This is a genomic window from Mesorhizobium sp. M1D.F.Ca.ET.231.01.1.1 (genome assembly GCF_003999155.2).
GTDB lineage: Bacteria > Pseudomonadota > Alphaproteobacteria > Rhizobiales > Rhizobiaceae > Mesorhizobium.
This window is the reverse complement of record NZ_RZOZ02000001.1, coordinates 712,018-726,919: the sequence shown is the minus strand read 5'-3', so window position 1 is coordinate 726,919 and position 14,902 is coordinate 712,018. Positions and strand designations below refer to the sequence as shown.

Here is a 14,902-nt window from a genome sequence, read left to right as displayed (position 1 = left end):
GGAAAGATTTCCGTCCTGGCCACACTTGTTGCATAATCGCCACAATGCGTTGCATACATCCGACGCAATGACCGACTCTAGACGGCGACATGGCTGCTGAGGCTCCGACACTGAACCAACCGCTTTTCAGCCGGGCCGGCGCTCGCGACGGTCGCCGGCTGCTGGCGCTGCCCGGCGTGGTCGCGATCGTCGGCGCGATGATCACGGCTGCGATCTCGTTCGCAATCCTTGTCGGCGCGACCCCGATCGCACCGAATGCCAACGCCACTTGGGCGCTGATTGCGCTCAATGCCGTCTTCGTCCTGTTCCTGATTGCCCTGATCGGCCGCGAGATCCGCCGCATTGTCATGGCGCGCAAGCATGGCCGTGCGGCCTCGCGGCTGCATGTGCGCATCGTCGCCATGTTCGCGCTGGTCGCTGCAATTCCCGCCATCATGGTCGCGATCATCGCCTCGATCACGCTCGATATCGGCCTCGACCGCTGGTTCGAGATCCGCACCAAAACGATCGTCAATTCGTCGCTGTCGATTGCCGATGCCTATGTCCAGGAAAATGCCCGCAACCTGCAGGGCACGACCCTGTCGATGGCCTACGACCTCGATGCCTCGCGCACGCTCTATGGGCTCGACCGGACCGGCTTCCTCGATCTGATGAACAAGGAGGCCGTTGGCCGCGGACTGGCGCATGCGGCGCTGATCAAGCCTGATGGCTCCTCTGTCATGAGCGCCAAGACCGACGCCAACTTCGCTATGCCGGAGCCGCCTCCCGGAGCGGTCAACTCGGCAGCGGACGGCAAGCCGGTGCTGATCGAACCGCGCACCCGCAACATCATGGGCGCCATCGTCAAGCTGCGCGAGATCGAAGGGCTTTATCTTTACACGATCCGGCTCGTGGACCCGGACGTCATCAAGGCGCGGCAGATCGTTCGGTCGAACACCGACGAATATCGCGGACTGGAAGAGAACCGTCGCACTTCGCAGGTCGCTTTCGCTCTGCCCTATCTGTCACTGACCCTTATTGTCATCCTTTCCGCGATCTGGACCGGCATCGCGGTCGCCGACCGGCTGGTCCGGCCGATCCGCCAGCTGATCGGCGCGGCCGACGAGGTGGCGACGGGCAATCTCGACGTCGCCGTCCCCGTGCGCCACTCCGACGGCGATGTCGCGTCGCTCGGCGACACCTTCAACAACATGATCCTCGAGCTCAAATCGCAGCGCAACGAGCTGTTGTCGGCCAAGGACCTGATCGACGAGCGACGGCGCTTTTCGGAGGCGGTGCTGGCCGGCGTGACCGCGGGCGTCATCGGTGTCGATCCCTTCGGCGTCATCACCATCGCCAATCGCTCGGCCGAAACGATGCTGGCAATCTCGGCAAGCGCTGCGCTCGGACAGAACCTGTCGGCCATCCTGCCGCATGTCGGCCGCGTCTTCGAGATCGGCCGCCAATCCGGCAGACCGGTCTATCGCGAGCAGGTGACTTTCTTCCGCACCGGCATGGAACGGACTTTCAATGTCCAGATCACCGTCGAGGCCGGCGACGACGGCTCGGAAGAAAAATCCTATGTCGTCACCATCGACGACATCACCGATCTGGTCCAGGCACAGCGCTCTTCGGCCTGGGCGGACGTGGCGCGGCGCATCGCCCACGAGATCAAGAATCCGCTGACGCCGATCCAGCTCTCGGCCGAGCGCATCAGGCGTCGTTACGGCAAGGTCATCACCGAGGATCGCGAGGTCTTCGACCAGTGCATCGACACCATCATCCGCCAGGTCGAGGACATCGGCCGCATGGTCGACGAATTCTCGGCCTTCGCCCGCATGCCGAAGCCGGAGATGAAGGTCATAGACCTGCGCGAATCGCTTCGCGAAGCCTCTTTCCTTGTGGAGGTCAGTCGTTCCGACATTGCTTTCCAGCGCGATTTCGGCAACGAGCCGCTCAAGGGCACGTTCGACAGCCGCCTGATGGCGCAGGCCCTTGGCAACGTCATCAAGAACGCCGCCGAGGCCATCGACGGACTTGATGCACAAGACCGTTCCGACGGCACAATCCGGATTCAAGCCGGGCGCCAAGATGGCGCCATAAGGATCGACGTTATCGACAACGGCAAAGGGCTGCCGCGCGAGAATCGGCAGAGGCTGCTCGAGCCCTACATGACGACGCGGGAAAAAGGCACCGGCCTTGGCCTCGCTATCGTCAAGAAGATCGTGGAGGACCATGGCGGCCGGCTCGAATTGCACGACGCGCCGCCGGATTTCCACGACGGCCGGGGCGCGATGATCTCGATCATCCTGCCGCCGGCGGCGGTCGTCGCCGCGCCGCCACGCGGCGAAGGCCGCAATGAACACGAACGAGAAACTGAAAAGGTCGGTAATGGCGTCTGACATTCTCATCGTCGATGACGAGGAAGACATCCGCGAACTCGTCGCCGGTATCCTGAGCGACGAAGGTCACGAAACCCGCACGGCGCACGACGCCGATAGCGCGCTGGCGGCGATCGCCGATCGCGCGCCGCGGCTGATTTTCCTCGATATCTGGCTGCAGGGCTCGCGCCTCGACGGCCTGGCGCTGCTCGACGAGATCAAGACGATGCATCCGAACATGCCGGTGGTGATGATCTCCGGCCACGGCAACATCGAAACGGCGGTCTCGGCCATTCGTCGCGGCGCCTATGATTTCATCGAAAAGCCGTTCAAGGCCGACCGGCTCATCCTGGTCGCCGAACGCGCTTTGGAAACGTCCAAATTGCGGCGCGAGGTCTCCGACCTCAAGCTGCGCAGCGGCGAGACCTTCGACCTGATCGGCATGTCGTCGGCCATGAGCCAGCTGCGGCAGACCATCGAGCGCGTCGCGCCGACCAACAGCCGCATCATGATCATCGGCCCGTCCGGCTCCGGCAAGGAACTGACGGCGCGCGCCATCCACGCCCTGTCGGCGCGCAAGACGGGACCGTTCGTGACACTGAGCGCCGCCACCATCACGCCGGAACGCATGGAGATCGAGCTGTTCGGCACCGAATCGAACGGTACCGAGCGCAAGGTCGGCGCGCTGGAGGAGGCCCATCGCGGCATCCTCTACATCGATGAGGTGGCCGACATGCCGCGCGAGACGCAGAACAAGATCCTGCGCGTGCTGGTCGAGCAGCAGTTCGAGCGGGTAGGGGGCACCAAGCGCGTCAAGGTCGACGTCCGCATCATCTCCTCGACGGCGCAAAACCTGGAGGCGATGATTGCCGACGGGCGCTTCCGCGAGGATCTCTATCATCGCCTGGCGGTGGTTCCCGTGATGGTGCCGGGTCTCGCCGAGCGGCGCGAGGATATCCCCTATCTCGTCGACAATTTCATGAAGCAGATCGCGCGCCAGGCCGGAATCAGGCCGCGCCGCATCGGCGACGACGCTTTGGCCGTGCTGCAGGCGCACAACTGGCCGGGGAACGTCCGCCAGCTGCGCAACAATGTCGAGCGGCTGATGATCCTGGCGCGCGGCGGCGACGTCGAAGCGCCGATCACCGCCGACCTTCTGCCCTCCGAGATCGGCGACGTCATGCCGCGCACGCCGAACCAGTCGGACCAGCACATCATGGCGCTGCCGCTGCGCGAGGCGCGCGAGCAGTTCGAGAAGGACTATCTGATCGCCCAGATCAACCGCTTCGGCGGCAACATCTCGAAGACGGCCGAGTTCATCGGCATGGAGCGCTCGGCCTTGCACCGCAAGCTGAAGTCGCTGGGCGTGTAGCGACTGTTGGCCCACGCGATTGTCTATTACGGCAGCGATGGAATCGCCTAAGAAAGCCGGACATTTCCCTGAGGTGTTCCATGCCGCGCATTGCCTATGTCAACGGGCGCTACGTCGCCCATGCTGAAGCCCGCGTCCATATCGAGGATCGCGGCTACCAGTTCGCCGACGGTGTCTATGAGGTCTGCGAAGTGGCGCGCGGCTTTATCGTCGACATGCCGCGCCATCTGGCTCGGCTCAAGCGCTCGCTGAAGGAATTGTCGATCGCCTGGCCCGTCTCCGAAGGCGTGCTGCCGATGCTTCTGCGCGAGGTCGTGCGCCGCAACCATGTCGTCAACGGCCTGGTCTATGTCCAGGTGACGCGCGGCGTCGCCAGCCGTGAATTCTTTTTCCCATCGGACGACACCAAGACGTCGCTGGTGATAACAGCCAGAAAGGCCGACCCCGCTGCGGCCGCCAAGCGGGTCGAGACCGGCATCAAGGTCATCACCGTCCCGGAGAATCGCTGGGACCGCGTCGACATCAAGAGCACCGGCCTCTTGCCCAATGTGCTCGCCAAGCAGAAGGCCAAGGAGGCCGGCGCCCAGGAGGCCTGGTTCGTCGACGCGGACGGCACAGTCAAGGAAGGCGGTTCGTCCAACGCCTGGATCATCACCAAGGACGGCGTGCTGGTGACGCGGCCGGCCGAGCACGGCATCCTGCGCGGCATCACGCGCACGACCTTATTCGATGTCGCCGCCAAGCTCGGCTTGAGGATCGAGGAGCGTGGATTTTCGGTTGCCGAGGCCAAGGCGGCGCGCGAGGCTTTCATCAGCTCCGCAACCACGATCGCCATGCCTGTGGTCGAAATCGACGGCGCGCCGATCGCAAATGGCCACCCTGGCTCCATGACACTTTCGTTGCGGCAGGCATTTTTTGACATTGCGGAAAAAAGTCCAGCCTGATAACCGCAAAGGTGGAATGAACCTCAACTATCTCGTTCTGCTTGCCGTTTAGACGGCAAGAGGGGGTTTGCGCGCTTGACAGGTGCCACGTAATTTGGCGCATTGGCCTGCAGACCGAAGGGGATCGGCGAAAGACAAAAACAATGGCGGAACGATCGCAAAACCTTCAGGACCTGTTCCTGAATTCAGTTCGCAAGAGCAAAAATCCACTTACCATCTTCCTCATCAACGGCGTGAAGCTAACCGGCGTCGTCACTTCGTTCGACAATTTTTGTGTGTTGTTGCGGCGCGACGGGCATTCCCAGCTCGTCTATAAGCACGCCATTTCCACGATCATGCCGAGCCAGCCGGTTCAGATGTTCGATGGTGAGGAAAGCCAGGGCGCCTGATTGGCACGTGAGAAAGACGCGGATCGCGGCGTTCGCGGGAAGCAAGGACACCAACTCGGGCCGGAATCCAAGGATCCGACCCGGGCTGTCGTCATTGTGCCGGTGCTTGCGCGCCAGCCGCGCGGCGACGATGATTCGAGCCGCCCACGCCTGAACCGCTCGGCGGATGCCCGCCACGACGAGGCGGTGGGGCTTGCCAGCGCCATCGATCTCAACCCGGTCCACACGGCGGTGGTGACGGTCGCCGATCCGCGCCCGGCAACGCTGCTCGGCAGCGGCAAGGTGGCGGAGTTCGCCGACATCGTGAAGGAGCGCAAGGCGGAACTGGTCATCGTCGACCATCCGCTGACGCCCGTGCAGCAGCGCAACCTGGAAAAGGAACTGAACGCCAAGGTGCTCGATCGCACCGGGCTGATCCTCGAGATCTTCGGCGAGCGCGCCAGGACCAAGGAAGGCACGCTTCAGGTCGAGCTGGCGCATCTCAACTACCAGAAGGGCCGCTTGGTGCGGAGCTGGACCCACCTCGAACGCCAGCGCGGCGGCGCCGGTTTCCTCGGCGGCCCCGGCGAAACGCAGATCGAGTCGGACCGGCGCATCCTGCAGGACAAGATCACCAAGCTGAAGCATGAGCTGGAAACGGTTCGCCGCACCCGCGACCTGCATCGTGCCAAGCGCAAGAAGGTGCCATTCCCGGTTGTGGCGATCGTTGGCTACACCAATGCCGGAAAGTCGACGCTGTTCAACCGGATGACCGGGGCAGGGGTGCTGGCCGAGGACATGCTGTTCGCCACGCTCGACCCGACATTGCGCCGCGTCCGGCTGCCGCACGGCACGCCGATCATCCTGTCGGACACGGTCGGCTTCATCTCCGATCTGCCGACGCATCTGGTCGCGGCCTTCCGGGCAACGCTGGAAGAGGTGGTCGAGGCCGACCTCGTACTACATCTGCGCGACATTTCCGATCCCGACACGGCCGCCCAGGCCGAAGATGTCGAGCGCATCCTCGGCGATCTCGGCGTCGATGCCGCAGACACCAGCCGCGTCATCGAGGTGTGGAACAAGATCGACCTGCTCGACGAAGGCAATCGCGAGCGCCTGCTTGCCGGCAGCGCCGGCGGCAAGGCGGCGCCGATCGCGATATCGGCGGCGACCGGCGAGGGGATCGACGCGCTGAAGGCTCTGATCGAGACCAGGGTGTCGGGCGAACTGGAAACCATGACGGTGACGCTGAGGCCCGCGGAGCTCGGCCAGGTGGACTGGCTCTACCGCAACGGTGATGTCGTTTCGCGAACCGACAATGAAGACGGCAGCGTCACCCTCTCGCTGACAGCGACGCACAGCGCCCGCCAGGAGATCGAGAATCGGCTGCAGCGCAGGAACGGCGAATAGCCCGTTGCTTATTTTGCGCTTTTTGCCTGCTGCCAGAGCACTTCCATCTCGTCCAGCGTCGCTTCTTCCAGTGAACTGTCCTTGGCCTCGAGCGCTCGCTCGACATAGTGGAATCGGGAACGGAATTTCTCGTTGGTACCGCTGAGCGCGGCTTCCGCATCGAGCTTGAGATGGCGTCCGAGATTGACGACGGCAAACAGCATGTCGCCGAACTCGTCCTTGATCGGTGCCGCGTCGCCTCCTGCGAGCGCCTCGCGCAATTCGCCGATCTCTTCCTCTATCTTGTCGAGGATCGGTGCTGCCTCGCTCCAGTCGAAGCCGACGCGGGCGGCCTTCTCCTGCAGCTTCAGCGCGCGGGTGAGCGCAGGGAGCGCGACCGGCACACTGTCGAGATAGCCCTTGCCATGATCTTCCGGATCGAGGCCGCGGGCGATGCGGGCGTTGCGTTTGTCGGCCTTCTCCGCCGCCTTGATCTTCTCCCACATGCCCTTGGCCATGCCGGCGCTGCGCGCCTTCTCGTCGCCGAAGACATGCGGGTGGCGTCGGATCATCTTGCTGGTGATTGCTTCGACGACGTCGCCGAATGCGAACTCGCCGGCTTCCTCGGCCATCTGCGCGTGGTAGACGACCTGCAGCAGAAGGTCGCCCAGTTCCTCGCGCAGATCGTCGAGATCGCCGCGCGCGATCGCGTCCGCCACCTCATAGGCTTCCTCGATCGTGTAGGGCGCGATGGTCGAAAAATTCTGCTCGATGTCCCAGGGGCAACCGGTTTTCGGTGCCCGCAGCGCCGCCATGATCTCGATCAGCCGGGAAATGTCCTTCGAGGGTTTCATGCCGCAAACCCTAGCGCGCGCAGCGGCGGGCGACCAATCCCGCCGGCGGGCAAAAGCCTATTGTCCACAGTTGCGCGGTCGCTCAGTCGAGAACCGAGACGATAGCCTTGGCAAGGTCGTCCAATCCGTCCTCGGGCAAGCCGGCCACGTTGATGCGGCTGTCGCCCACCATATAGACGGCGTGCTCGGTGCGCAGGCGCTCGACCTGCGCTTCCGTCAACCCGAGACGGGAAAACATGCCGCGGTGGCTGGCGACGAAATCGAAGCGGTCGGAGTTGGACTGCCGGCGCAGCGCCTCCGCGAAGGCGACGCGCAGTTTCAGCATGCGCAGCCGCATTTCCTCGAGTTCCGTCTCCCAATCCTTCTTCAGGGCGGCGTCTTCGAGCACCATGCGCACAGCGGCCGCGCCATGGTCCGGCGGCATCGAGTAGAGCGCGCGCGCCGCGGCCAGCATCTGGCTCATCGCCACATCCGCCTGTGCGCCGTCCTTGGCCACGATCATCGCGGCCCCGACGCGGTCGCGATAGACGGCAAAATTCTTCGAGCAGCTCGAGGCGACCACCATCTCCGGAACCTTGCCGGCAAGCAGCCGCAGGCCGGCGGCGTCGGCATCGAGGCCTTCGCCAAAGCCCTGATAAGCGATGTCGACGAAGGGCAGAAGGCCGCGATCCAGCAGGACGTCGGCGACCTCGGCCCACTGGGCGGCATCGAGGTTGGCGCCGGTCGGATTGTGGCAGCAGCCATGCAGCAGCACGACATCGCCGCTATTGGCCGTCTTGAGCACCGCCAGCATGTCGTCGAAGCGAACGGCGCCGGAAGCGGCGTCGAAATATGGATAGTCGCGCACCTTAAGGCCGGCGGCGCGCATCACCGGCAGATGGTTCGGCCAGGTCGGGTCGGACAGCCAGACCGTTGCGCCGGGACGCGTGCGCTGCAGAAGCTCGGCCACCAGCCTCAGCGCGCCCGATCCGCCCGGCGCTTGCGCTGCGCGGATGCGCGACGGGTCGGCACCCTCGCCGAAGGCAAGCTTGATCATCGCGGCGTTGAAGCCGGTGTCTCCGGCAAGGCCGAGATAGGTCTTGGTATCCTGGCTGGCGAGCAGCCGCTTCTCGGCCTCGCGCACGGCGCGCATCACCGGCGTCCTGCCGTCGCGGTCCTTATAGACGCCGACGCCGAGGTCGACCTTGCCGGGGCGTGTGTCGGCGCGATAGAGGCCGATCAAGGCAAGGATCTTGTCGGCGGGCGCGGGCTGCAGGGTTTCGAACATCGATAGGCCTCCAATGGCGGCGGAGTGATACGCAAATCGGCCGCGCTTCGCCAGCGGTTTCCTCCGGATGCCCGCTCGCGAATGCGACACGACGTCTGTCAGATCGCAAAGAAACGGCGAGCAAGGATTAAAATCCCCACATGCTCCGTATAGAGGGCATGAAACGGTCGATGGCACGCTTTGATATCGTCGGGCAGTTGGGGTCGCTGCGGCGCTATGCGCGCTCGCTGACGCGCGACAGCGCCGATGCCGAGGATCTGGTCCACGATGCGCTGGTGCGCGCCTATGAGCGGCGCGGCACCTTTCGCTCGGGCGGCAACCTGCGCGCCTGGCTGCTCGCGATCGTGCACAACATCTTCATAGACCGCATGCGCTCGCGCCGGTCCGAGGCGACGCGCATCGAGCAGGCCGGCCGTCTCGCCGATCAAAGCGTGGCGGCATCTCAGGACCATTCGCTGCGCCTTTCACAGGTGCGGGAAGCTTTTCTCTCGCTGCCGGAAGAGCAGCGCTCCGCCCTGCACCTCGTCGCCATCGAAGGGCTTTCCTATCAGCAGGCCGCCGAAGCGAGCGGCGTGCCGCTCGGAACCCTGATGTCGCGCATCGGCCGCGCGCGTGCGGCGCTGCGCGAGATGGAGGAGGGCGCTCCGGCGCGCGGCAAAAACCACTTGAGGATCGTGGGAGGTGAATCATGACCGCTATCGTCGATCCCGTGACCGATGCCGATCTCGACGCCTATGTCGACGATCAGCTCGACGTCGCCCGCCGCATCGAGGTCGAGGCCTTTCTTTCCACGCGCCCGGAAGTGGCTGCGAGGGTGATGTCCGACCTCAGAACGCGCGACGAGCTGCGCGTGGCGCTGGCCGGCCCCGTCGGCATGGCGGGCCCGGCAACGACAGAGGCGGCGCGGCGGCTGGAGCGGGCGCTCGCCAGGGATCGCGTCTTTTCCGTGCTGCAGCGGGCTGCTGCAGCGGCCGTGCTGGTGGCGGCAGGCTGGCTGGCGAACAGCGTCTTCGGGCCGATCGCCGTCACCAAGGTGGTCGCCTCGACGCACCCGCCCGCTTATGTCGAGGAAGCGGTGAGCGCGCACCGCACGACCCTGGTGCGCGAGACGATGCCGTCGCAGCGGGAAGCGCCCGGCTACAATGCCGATGAAATCCGCGCCGCGACCGCGATCGTCATGCCGTCATTGCCCGACGACTGGCGGATCCGCGACGTCCAGATCTATCCGTCGCGGTTCGGGCCGAGCGTCGAGATGGCGGTCGAAACGAAGGATTTCGGCCTGGTGTCGCTGTTTGCCATCAGGCCGGGCACCTTCGACGTGGTGAAGCCCACGGTCGTGCCCTCGCGCGACATCTCATCCGCCTATTTCCAGATTGGCGAGGTGGCTTACGCCGTCGTTGGACGAAGCGATGCCGGCGATCTCGACCGTGCCGCCGAAAAGCTGGCCCGGACGCTTTACTGAACTCACAACCGATCCAACCAAGGAGAACCCGAATGAACAGCCCCAATCTGGGATACCGAATGGGCGCCGGCGCCCAGGCCGGAGCGGTCTATGACGAGGGCCTGCGCCGGCACATGCTCCGCGTCTACAACTATATGGGCTTTGGCCTGGTGGTCACCGGCCTCGTCGCACTTGCCGTGGCCTCGACGCCGGCGCTTTATGTGCCGATCTTCTCCAGCCCGTTGAAATGGGTGGTGATGCTGGCGCCGCTCGCCTTCGTCATGCTCTTCTCCTTCAAGATGCAGACGATGTCGGCGGCGAGCGCGCAGGCGATGTTCTGGGCCTTCTGCGCCGTCATGGGCCTGTCGCTCGCTTCCGTGTTCCTGGTCTTCACCGGCACCAGCATCGCGCGCACCTTCTTCATCGCCGCCACCATGTTCGGCGCCACCAGCCTCTACGGCTATACGACCAGGCGCGACCTGACGCAGTTCTCGTCCTTCCTCGTCATGGGCCTGATCGGCGTGGTGATCGCGAGCCTCGTCAACCTGTTCCTCGGCTCGACCGCACTGCAGTTCGCCATCTCGGTGATCGGCATCGCCGTCTTCATCGGCCTGACCGCCTGGGACACGCAGACGATCAAGGAGCAATATGCCGAGAATTTCGACGCGGAATCGCAGCAGAAGCTCGCCGTCTTCGGCGCCTTCTCGCTCTATCTCAACTTCATCAACATCTTCCAGCTGCTGCTGAATTTCACCGGCGAGCGCGAATAGGGCAAATCGTGGCAGGCAACGCTGCTGACCTTGGCGTGGCTGGAGGGCAACCTCCGGCCACTTTTTTGGGCAGGGCGGGACTCATGGATCGTTCGTCTTGAAGGCGTGAAGCGCGGCCCTGTCCGCCGCCCCAATCCGCTGCCCTTGAGTTCACGCGAGGGCTTTTGTTAGCCTGCCGGCCGCACCAACTGCGAGGACACATGGAACAGGTGACGCTTCATGCTGACGGTATCTCGGCGACCATAGTCGGGCAGGGGGCTGAACTGGTTTCCTTGCGCGATGCAGAAGGAACAGAGCTGCTGTGGCAGGCCGGCCCGGCCTGGCGACGCCATTCCCCGGTCCTGTTTCCGATCGTCGGCCGATTGAAGGGCGATCAACTGCGCCATCGCGGCCAGAACTATCCGATGACGCAGCACGGTTTTGCCCGCGACAGGCGCTTTGCCTGGGCGGAGCAGAGGCCTTCCTCCTGCACGCTGGTCCTGACCGACGATGCCGAAAGCCGCATCCATTACCCGTTCGCCTTCCGGCTGGCGGTAAGCTACAGCCTGGCATCTCGCCAACTTGGCGTGACCTTCGAAGTCGCCAACACTGGCGACGAGATGCTGCCGGCCTCGATCGGCGCTCACCCGGCCTTCAACTGGCCGCTGCTGCAGGAACTGCCCAAGGAAGCCTATCGGCTGACCTTTGCCGACAATGAGCCCGCGCCGATCCGCCGCCTGAAGGACGGGCTGATGGTGCCGACACCGCAACCCACGCCCATTCAAGGCAGGACGCTCGCGCTCTCCGAGCGGCTCTTCGACGCCGTCATTCTGGACCGGCCGGCCAGCACCAGCGTGCGTTATGCCGCCGACCGCGGACCCGCGATCGCGATATCCTGGCACGGGTTCAACGAGCTGGGCATCTGGTCCAAGCCGGGCGGCGCGCCGTTCCTGTGCATCGAGCCCTGGCACGGCGTCGCAAGCCCGGTCGATTTCGACGGCGAATTTACCGACAAGCCGGGCGTGATGCTGATCGAGCCGGGCGCGAAGCGCACGCTGACCTACCGGATCGCCATCGGCCGGGAGCCGTAGGGCATGGCCTTTGCGATCAAGGCCGAGGTCAAGGATCCGCAGGCGGAGACGTTCTCGTTCGCCGCGCAGAAGACCATGTATGGCGGCAAGCATATCGCCGAAGGCGACACGATCTTCGTATTCGCCAGCGAGAACGAAGGCGGGCAGGGGCTTGTCGCGCGTGGCGTGGTCACGTCTTCCGAGGCCATCCTCAGAACGCCCGGCCTCGAACGGCAGACGCCGCGCGTCAGCATCTCCATCCACCGCACCGCGACTGCGGCCAAGAGGATGGGCAGGAACGAACTCAAGCCGTTCGACGACTGGACCGATGGCCGGCCCGAGACCGAGCTCAACTTCAAATTCTATCGCCAGGCAACCAATAAGATCGTCGGCGTCTCGGATCGGACGGCTGCGTTTCTCGACGGGTTTTTCTAGAGCAATTCCGGGAAAAGTGTGAAACGGTTTTCCGTCCGGAATTGCCAAAAACAAAGCGATAGAGCGGTTCGCCGTGCCATGAAACGATGAAACGCTAGGACGGCAGGCCCCGCACCAAATCGATCTCCTTCAACGGATCGCCGCCGTCGATGAAGAGCCGGCCACCTGGCTTCAGTGCCACCTTGATACGCGCCAAGGCCGCCCGGCCAGCCTCGGGGTGACGTCCGTCGAGCGCGCCGACCCGCATGGCAAAGGCGATATCGAAGAGCGCATCATCAGGCCTCAATGCGAAGTCCTCGATTGCTATATGTCGAAAATCCAGGCTGCCCAAAGCCATCTCACCGGCCGATCCCGCCCGCGCCAACCGGATTGCCTTTTCCGACCGGTCGATGGCCAGGACGAAGCCGTGGCCGACACGGCGAGCGACAGCACGGGCGGCAACGCCGGGGCCGCAGCCGATCTCCAGAACGCGAAGTCCCGGCTTCAATGGAAGCGCTTCGACGAAAGCGGAGATCCGCTCGGAGATTCCGACAGCCATGAGATAAATTATGCAATTCGGTTTGTGGGCAACGCAAGCCGAAGGGAAGGGTGTGCATGCGCGATCCAGGCTTTCTCTCGCCGTTCGTTGTAAACATCTCGACCGCTTGATTTGGAAGGAGACACAGCATGGACCGGTTCACGGGCAGCTGCCTTTGCGGCAATGTCCGACTTGTGGCGTCGGGCCGACCATACCGGGTCGGCATCTGTCACTGCCTCGACTGCCGCAAGCATCATGGCGCGCTTTTCTACGCTGCCGCCATATTCCCTCAGGAGGCGGTGACGATCGATGGCGAGACTCGCGACTATGCCGGGCGGTTCTTCTGTCCGCGTTGCGGCTCCTCCGTTTTCGCGCGCACCGCGGACGAAATCGAAGTGCACCTTGGCTCCCTGGATGCACCTGACCAACTGATGCCAACCTACGAACTCTGGACCGTTCGTCGCGAGTCCTGGCTGCCGCCTTTTCCACTCGCGAGACGATACAAGCGCGACCGTGGGGCCAAGGGCCGCTCCGAGGGGTAGGGCCGGGCAATTTGGAACGTCGCGGCGGTGCGCTACTCCGGAAGACCGGCCTTGCGAAAGCCGTCGACAAAATGCTCGAGCGTCGCTTCGTCGCGGAACGGCTCGGTCCAGACCCAGTGGCTGGTCGTGAAATGCGGGTTGGCGATGAGGAACATCTCGACTTCGGCGTGCGCCTCGTCGAGCCGGCCGAGTTGGGCAAGGCTTGCCGCCAGGAAGCGGCGTGAGCTAGTCCGATAGGTCTCCTCCCGGCGCAGCGTCTCGACGGCGGCCTCATAGGCGCCTGCCGCATATTGCGCCGCGCCGAGTGTCAGATAGTACCAACTCGGCGGGAACGGGTTCAGCCGGAACGCCTTGCGAACCTGCTCGAGGCCTTCGTCGACATGCCCGGCCAGGACCGAGATATCGGACAACGTCGCCCAGGCGTCGGCCTCGTTCGGGTCGAGCTCGAACGCCTTAGCGAATTCAACGTCGGCCTCGTCGAACCGGCGTTCATAGGCAAGCAGGTTGGCCAGCACCCAGCGGCAGCCGGCGTCGTTGGGATCGATCGCCACGGCCTTGCGCGCCAATTCCAGGGCCACGCCGCGGTTGGGCTCGATCGGTTCGCCCCAATGCACCCATCCCATCCAGTGGTTCATGGCAAGCCACCGATAGGCCTCGGCATATTCCGGATCGAGCGAGACCGCGCGCGTCAGCATCAGATGCGCTTCGCGCGCCGTCTGCGGCGAATCGTCGATCAGCTTGCGCGCCCGCACGCACAGGTCGTAGGCCTCTAGATTCTTGGGCCGGTTGCGTGGCGGCGATGCGCGCAGCCTGCCGAGCAGCGCCTCGACGATCTTGGCGGTCACCTCGTCCTGGACGGCAAAGATATCTTCCAGGCTGCGATCGAAGCGTTCCGCCCAAAGATGCTCGCCGCTCATCGCATCGACCAGCTGCGCGTTGATGCGCACGCGTCCGGCGGCGCGCCGTGCGCTCCCTTCGAGCAGGTAGCGCACGCCGAGATCCTCGGCGATCGCGCGCACGTCCATCGCCTTGCCCTTGTAGGCGAAGACCGAATTGCGCGCGATGACGAACAGGCCGTCGTTCCTGGACAGGTCGGTAATCAGGTCTTCGGTCAACCCGTCCGCGAAGGAGTCCTGCTCGGGATCATTGCTGAAATTGACGAAGGGCAGCACGGCTATCGACGGCTTGCCGGGCAGCGGCAAGGGTTTCCGCTTCGCGTCGCCGAGCTGCTCGATGGCGCCTGTGAAGCGGTAGCCGACGCGCGGCACCGTGGCGATCCATTCACTGCCGTCGCCAGCCGGTCCTAGCAGCTTCCTGAGCTGCGCGATCTGAACGGTGAGGTTGCCTTCCTCGACGGCCGTGCCCGGCCATGCCGCGTCCATCAGCTCGGCCTTGGCCAGGATTTCGCCAGGACGTTCGACGAGCGCCGCAAGCAGCTTCAGCCCGCGATAGCCAGCAGCGACGGGGACATCGTTTCGAAGCAGCGTTCCCGCAGCCGAATCAAGCACGTACGGACCAAAGGCAAAGCGCGATCCCTGCATGCGGCGCATCTATAGAGCAATTCCAGGAAAAGTGTGAGACGTGGAGGGGTTCA

Annotated in this window: 15 protein-coding genes; 11 read left to right on the top strand and 4 right to left on the bottom strand. The window is 64.3% G+C overall.

From position 1 onward, the window contains the following. Positions 1–89 precede the first annotated feature (89 nt). The 5 genes from EN874_RS03610 (at position 90) to hflX (ending at position 6,454) form a co-directional block, all read left to right on the top strand. Positions 90–2,381 carry a PAS domain-containing sensor histidine kinase gene (locus EN874_RS03610; protein WP_127424088.1) on the top strand — a complete coding sequence of 764 codons (2,292 nt, stop codon included), beginning with the start codon at positions 90–92 and terminating at the stop codon, positions 2,379–2,381. After that, positions 2,371–3,732, top strand: a complete 1,362-nt coding sequence (locus EN874_RS03605; RefSeq protein ID WP_127424087.1) for a sigma-54 dependent transcriptional regulator — start codon at positions 2,371–2,373, stop codon at positions 3,730–3,732. Before EN874_RS03610 ends, EN874_RS03605 begins: the two co-directional genes overlap by 11 nt. Before the next feature lie 80 nt (positions 3,733–3,812). After that, complete coding sequence (locus tag EN874_RS03600) at positions 3,813–4,676, top strand: D-amino-acid transaminase (protein WP_127424086.1); 864 nt, start codon at positions 3,813–3,815, stop codon at positions 4,674–4,676. A gap of 143 nt (positions 4,677–4,819) precedes the next feature. Then, positions 4,820–5,065 (top strand): RNA chaperone Hfq, encoded by a 246-nt coding sequence (hfq, locus tag EN874_RS03595; protein WP_006202172.1) that lies wholly within the window; start codon positions 4,820–4,822, stop codon positions 5,063–5,065. After that, entirely contained in the window at positions 5,066–6,454 is a 1,389-nt protein-coding gene (gene hflX / locus EN874_RS03590) for a GTPase HflX (RefSeq protein WP_127424085.1), read from the top strand. A gap of 8 nt (positions 6,455–6,462) precedes the next feature. Here the strand turns inward: hflX and mazG are convergent, their stop codons facing one another. Then, complete coding sequence (gene mazG, locus EN874_RS03585; RefSeq protein WP_127424084.1) at positions 6,463–7,287, bottom strand: nucleoside triphosphate pyrophosphohydrolase; 825 nt, start codon at positions 7,285–7,287, stop codon at positions 6,463–6,465. An 82-nt stretch (positions 7,288–7,369) separates the two neighbouring features. Further along, positions 7,370–8,554: an amino acid aminotransferase gene (locus EN874_RS03580; protein WP_127424083.1), complete on the bottom strand. Its 1,185-nt coding sequence runs from the start codon at positions 8,552–8,554 to the stop codon at positions 7,370–7,372. 170 nt (positions 8,555–8,724) lie between these two features. On the opposite strand from EN874_RS03580, the gene EN874_RS03575 reads away from it, so the two are divergent. The 5 genes from EN874_RS03575 (at position 8,725) to EN874_RS03555 (ending at position 12,249) form a co-directional block, all read left to right on the top strand. Then, entirely contained in the window at positions 8,725–9,246 is a 522-nt protein-coding gene (locus EN874_RS03575) for a sigma-70 family RNA polymerase sigma factor (RefSeq protein WP_245513433.1), read from the top strand. Then, positions 9,243–10,016: an anti-sigma factor gene (locus EN874_RS03570; RefSeq protein ID WP_127424081.1), complete on the top strand. Its 774-nt coding sequence runs from the start codon at positions 9,243–9,245 to the stop codon at positions 10,014–10,016. Before EN874_RS03575 ends, EN874_RS03570 begins: the two co-directional genes overlap by 4 nt. Positions 10,017–10,048: 32 nt before the next feature. Beyond that, on the top strand, positions 10,049–10,765 hold the full coding sequence (locus EN874_RS03565; RefSeq protein ID WP_127424080.1) for a Bax inhibitor-1/YccA family protein: 717 nt from the start codon (positions 10,049–10,051) through the stop codon (positions 10,763–10,765). A 200-nt stretch (positions 10,766–10,965) separates the two neighbouring features. Next, a complete protein-coding gene (locus EN874_RS03560) occupies positions 10,966–11,835 on the top strand; it encodes an aldose 1-epimerase family protein (RefSeq protein WP_127424079.1) in 870 nt (289 codons plus the stop codon). Between the two features lie 3 nt (positions 11,836–11,838). Further along, complete coding sequence (locus tag EN874_RS03555; RefSeq protein WP_127424078.1) at positions 11,839–12,249, top strand: hypothetical protein; 411 nt, start codon at positions 11,839–11,841, stop codon at positions 12,247–12,249. A gap of 94 nt (positions 12,250–12,343) precedes the next feature. Here the strand turns inward: EN874_RS03555 and EN874_RS03550 are convergent, their stop codons facing one another. Beyond that, positions 12,344–12,787 carry a class I SAM-dependent methyltransferase gene (locus EN874_RS03550; RefSeq protein ID WP_127424077.1) on the bottom strand — a complete coding sequence of 148 codons (444 nt, stop codon included), beginning with the start codon at positions 12,785–12,787 and terminating at the stop codon, positions 12,344–12,346. Positions 12,788–12,915: 128 nt separating this feature from the next. Here EN874_RS03550 and EN874_RS03545 point away from each other — a divergent pair, with 128 nt between their 5' ends. After that, the gene (locus tag EN874_RS03545) at positions 12,916–13,308 is read left to right on the top strand and encodes a GFA family protein (RefSeq protein ID WP_127424076.1); all 393 of its coding nucleotides are present in this window, start codon (positions 12,916–12,918) and stop codon (positions 13,306–13,308) included. 32 nt (positions 13,309–13,340) lie between these two features. Here EN874_RS03545 and EN874_RS03540 read toward each other — a convergent pair whose 3' ends face one another. Beyond that, positions 13,341–14,858 carry a winged helix-turn-helix domain-containing tetratricopeptide repeat protein gene (locus EN874_RS03540; protein WP_245513431.1) on the bottom strand — a complete coding sequence of 506 codons (1,518 nt, stop codon included), beginning with the start codon at positions 14,856–14,858 and terminating at the stop codon, positions 13,341–13,343. Positions 14,859–14,902: the final 44 nt, after the last annotated feature.

What these genes read in the sequence shown, in the direction of transcription:
- mazG (WP_127424084.1), bottom strand. Translation starts at nt 7,287, where the DNA reads ATGAAACCCTCGAAGGACATTTCCCGGCTGATCGAGATCATGGCGGCG.
- EN874_RS03540 (WP_245513431.1), bottom strand. Translation starts at nt 14,858, where the DNA reads ATGCGCCGCATGCAGGGATCGCGCTTTGCCTTTGGTCCGTACGTGCTT.
- EN874_RS03570 (WP_127424081.1), top strand. Translation starts at nt 9,243, where the DNA reads ATGACCGCTATCGTCGATCCCGTGACCGATGCCGATCTCGACGCCTAT.
- hfq (WP_006202172.1), top strand. Translation starts at nt 4,820, where the DNA reads ATGGCGGAACGATCGCAAAACCTTCAGGACCTGTTCCTGAATTCAGTT.
- EN874_RS03610 (WP_127424088.1), top strand. Translation starts at nt 90, where the DNA reads ATGGCTGCTGAGGCTCCGACACTGAACCAACCGCTTTTCAGCCGGGCC.
- EN874_RS03605 (WP_127424087.1), top strand. Translation starts at nt 2,371, where the DNA reads ATGGCGTCTGACATTCTCATCGTCGATGACGAGGAAGACATCCGCGAA.
- EN874_RS03560 (WP_127424079.1), top strand. Translation starts at nt 10,966, where the DNA reads ATGGAACAGGTGACGCTTCATGCTGACGGTATCTCGGCGACCATAGTC.
- EN874_RS03600 (WP_127424086.1), top strand. Translation starts at nt 3,813, where the DNA reads ATGCCGCGCATTGCCTATGTCAACGGGCGCTACGTCGCCCATGCTGAA.
- EN874_RS03550 (WP_127424077.1), bottom strand. Translation starts at nt 12,787, where the DNA reads ATGGCTGTCGGAATCTCCGAGCGGATCTCCGCTTTCGTCGAAGCGCTT.
- EN874_RS03565 (WP_127424080.1), top strand. Translation starts at nt 10,049, where the DNA reads ATGAACAGCCCCAATCTGGGATACCGAATGGGCGCCGGCGCCCAGGCC.
- EN874_RS03545 (WP_127424076.1), top strand. Translation starts at nt 12,916, where the DNA reads ATGGACCGGTTCACGGGCAGCTGCCTTTGCGGCAATGTCCGACTTGTG.
- EN874_RS03555 (WP_127424078.1), top strand. Translation starts at nt 11,839, where the DNA reads ATGGCCTTTGCGATCAAGGCCGAGGTCAAGGATCCGCAGGCGGAGACG.
- EN874_RS03580 (WP_127424083.1), bottom strand. Translation starts at nt 8,554, where the DNA reads ATGTTCGAAACCCTGCAGCCCGCGCCCGCCGACAAGATCCTTGCCTTG.
- EN874_RS03575 (WP_245513433.1), top strand. Translation starts at nt 8,725, where the DNA reads ATGGCACGCTTTGATATCGTCGGGCAGTTGGGGTCGCTGCGGCGCTAT.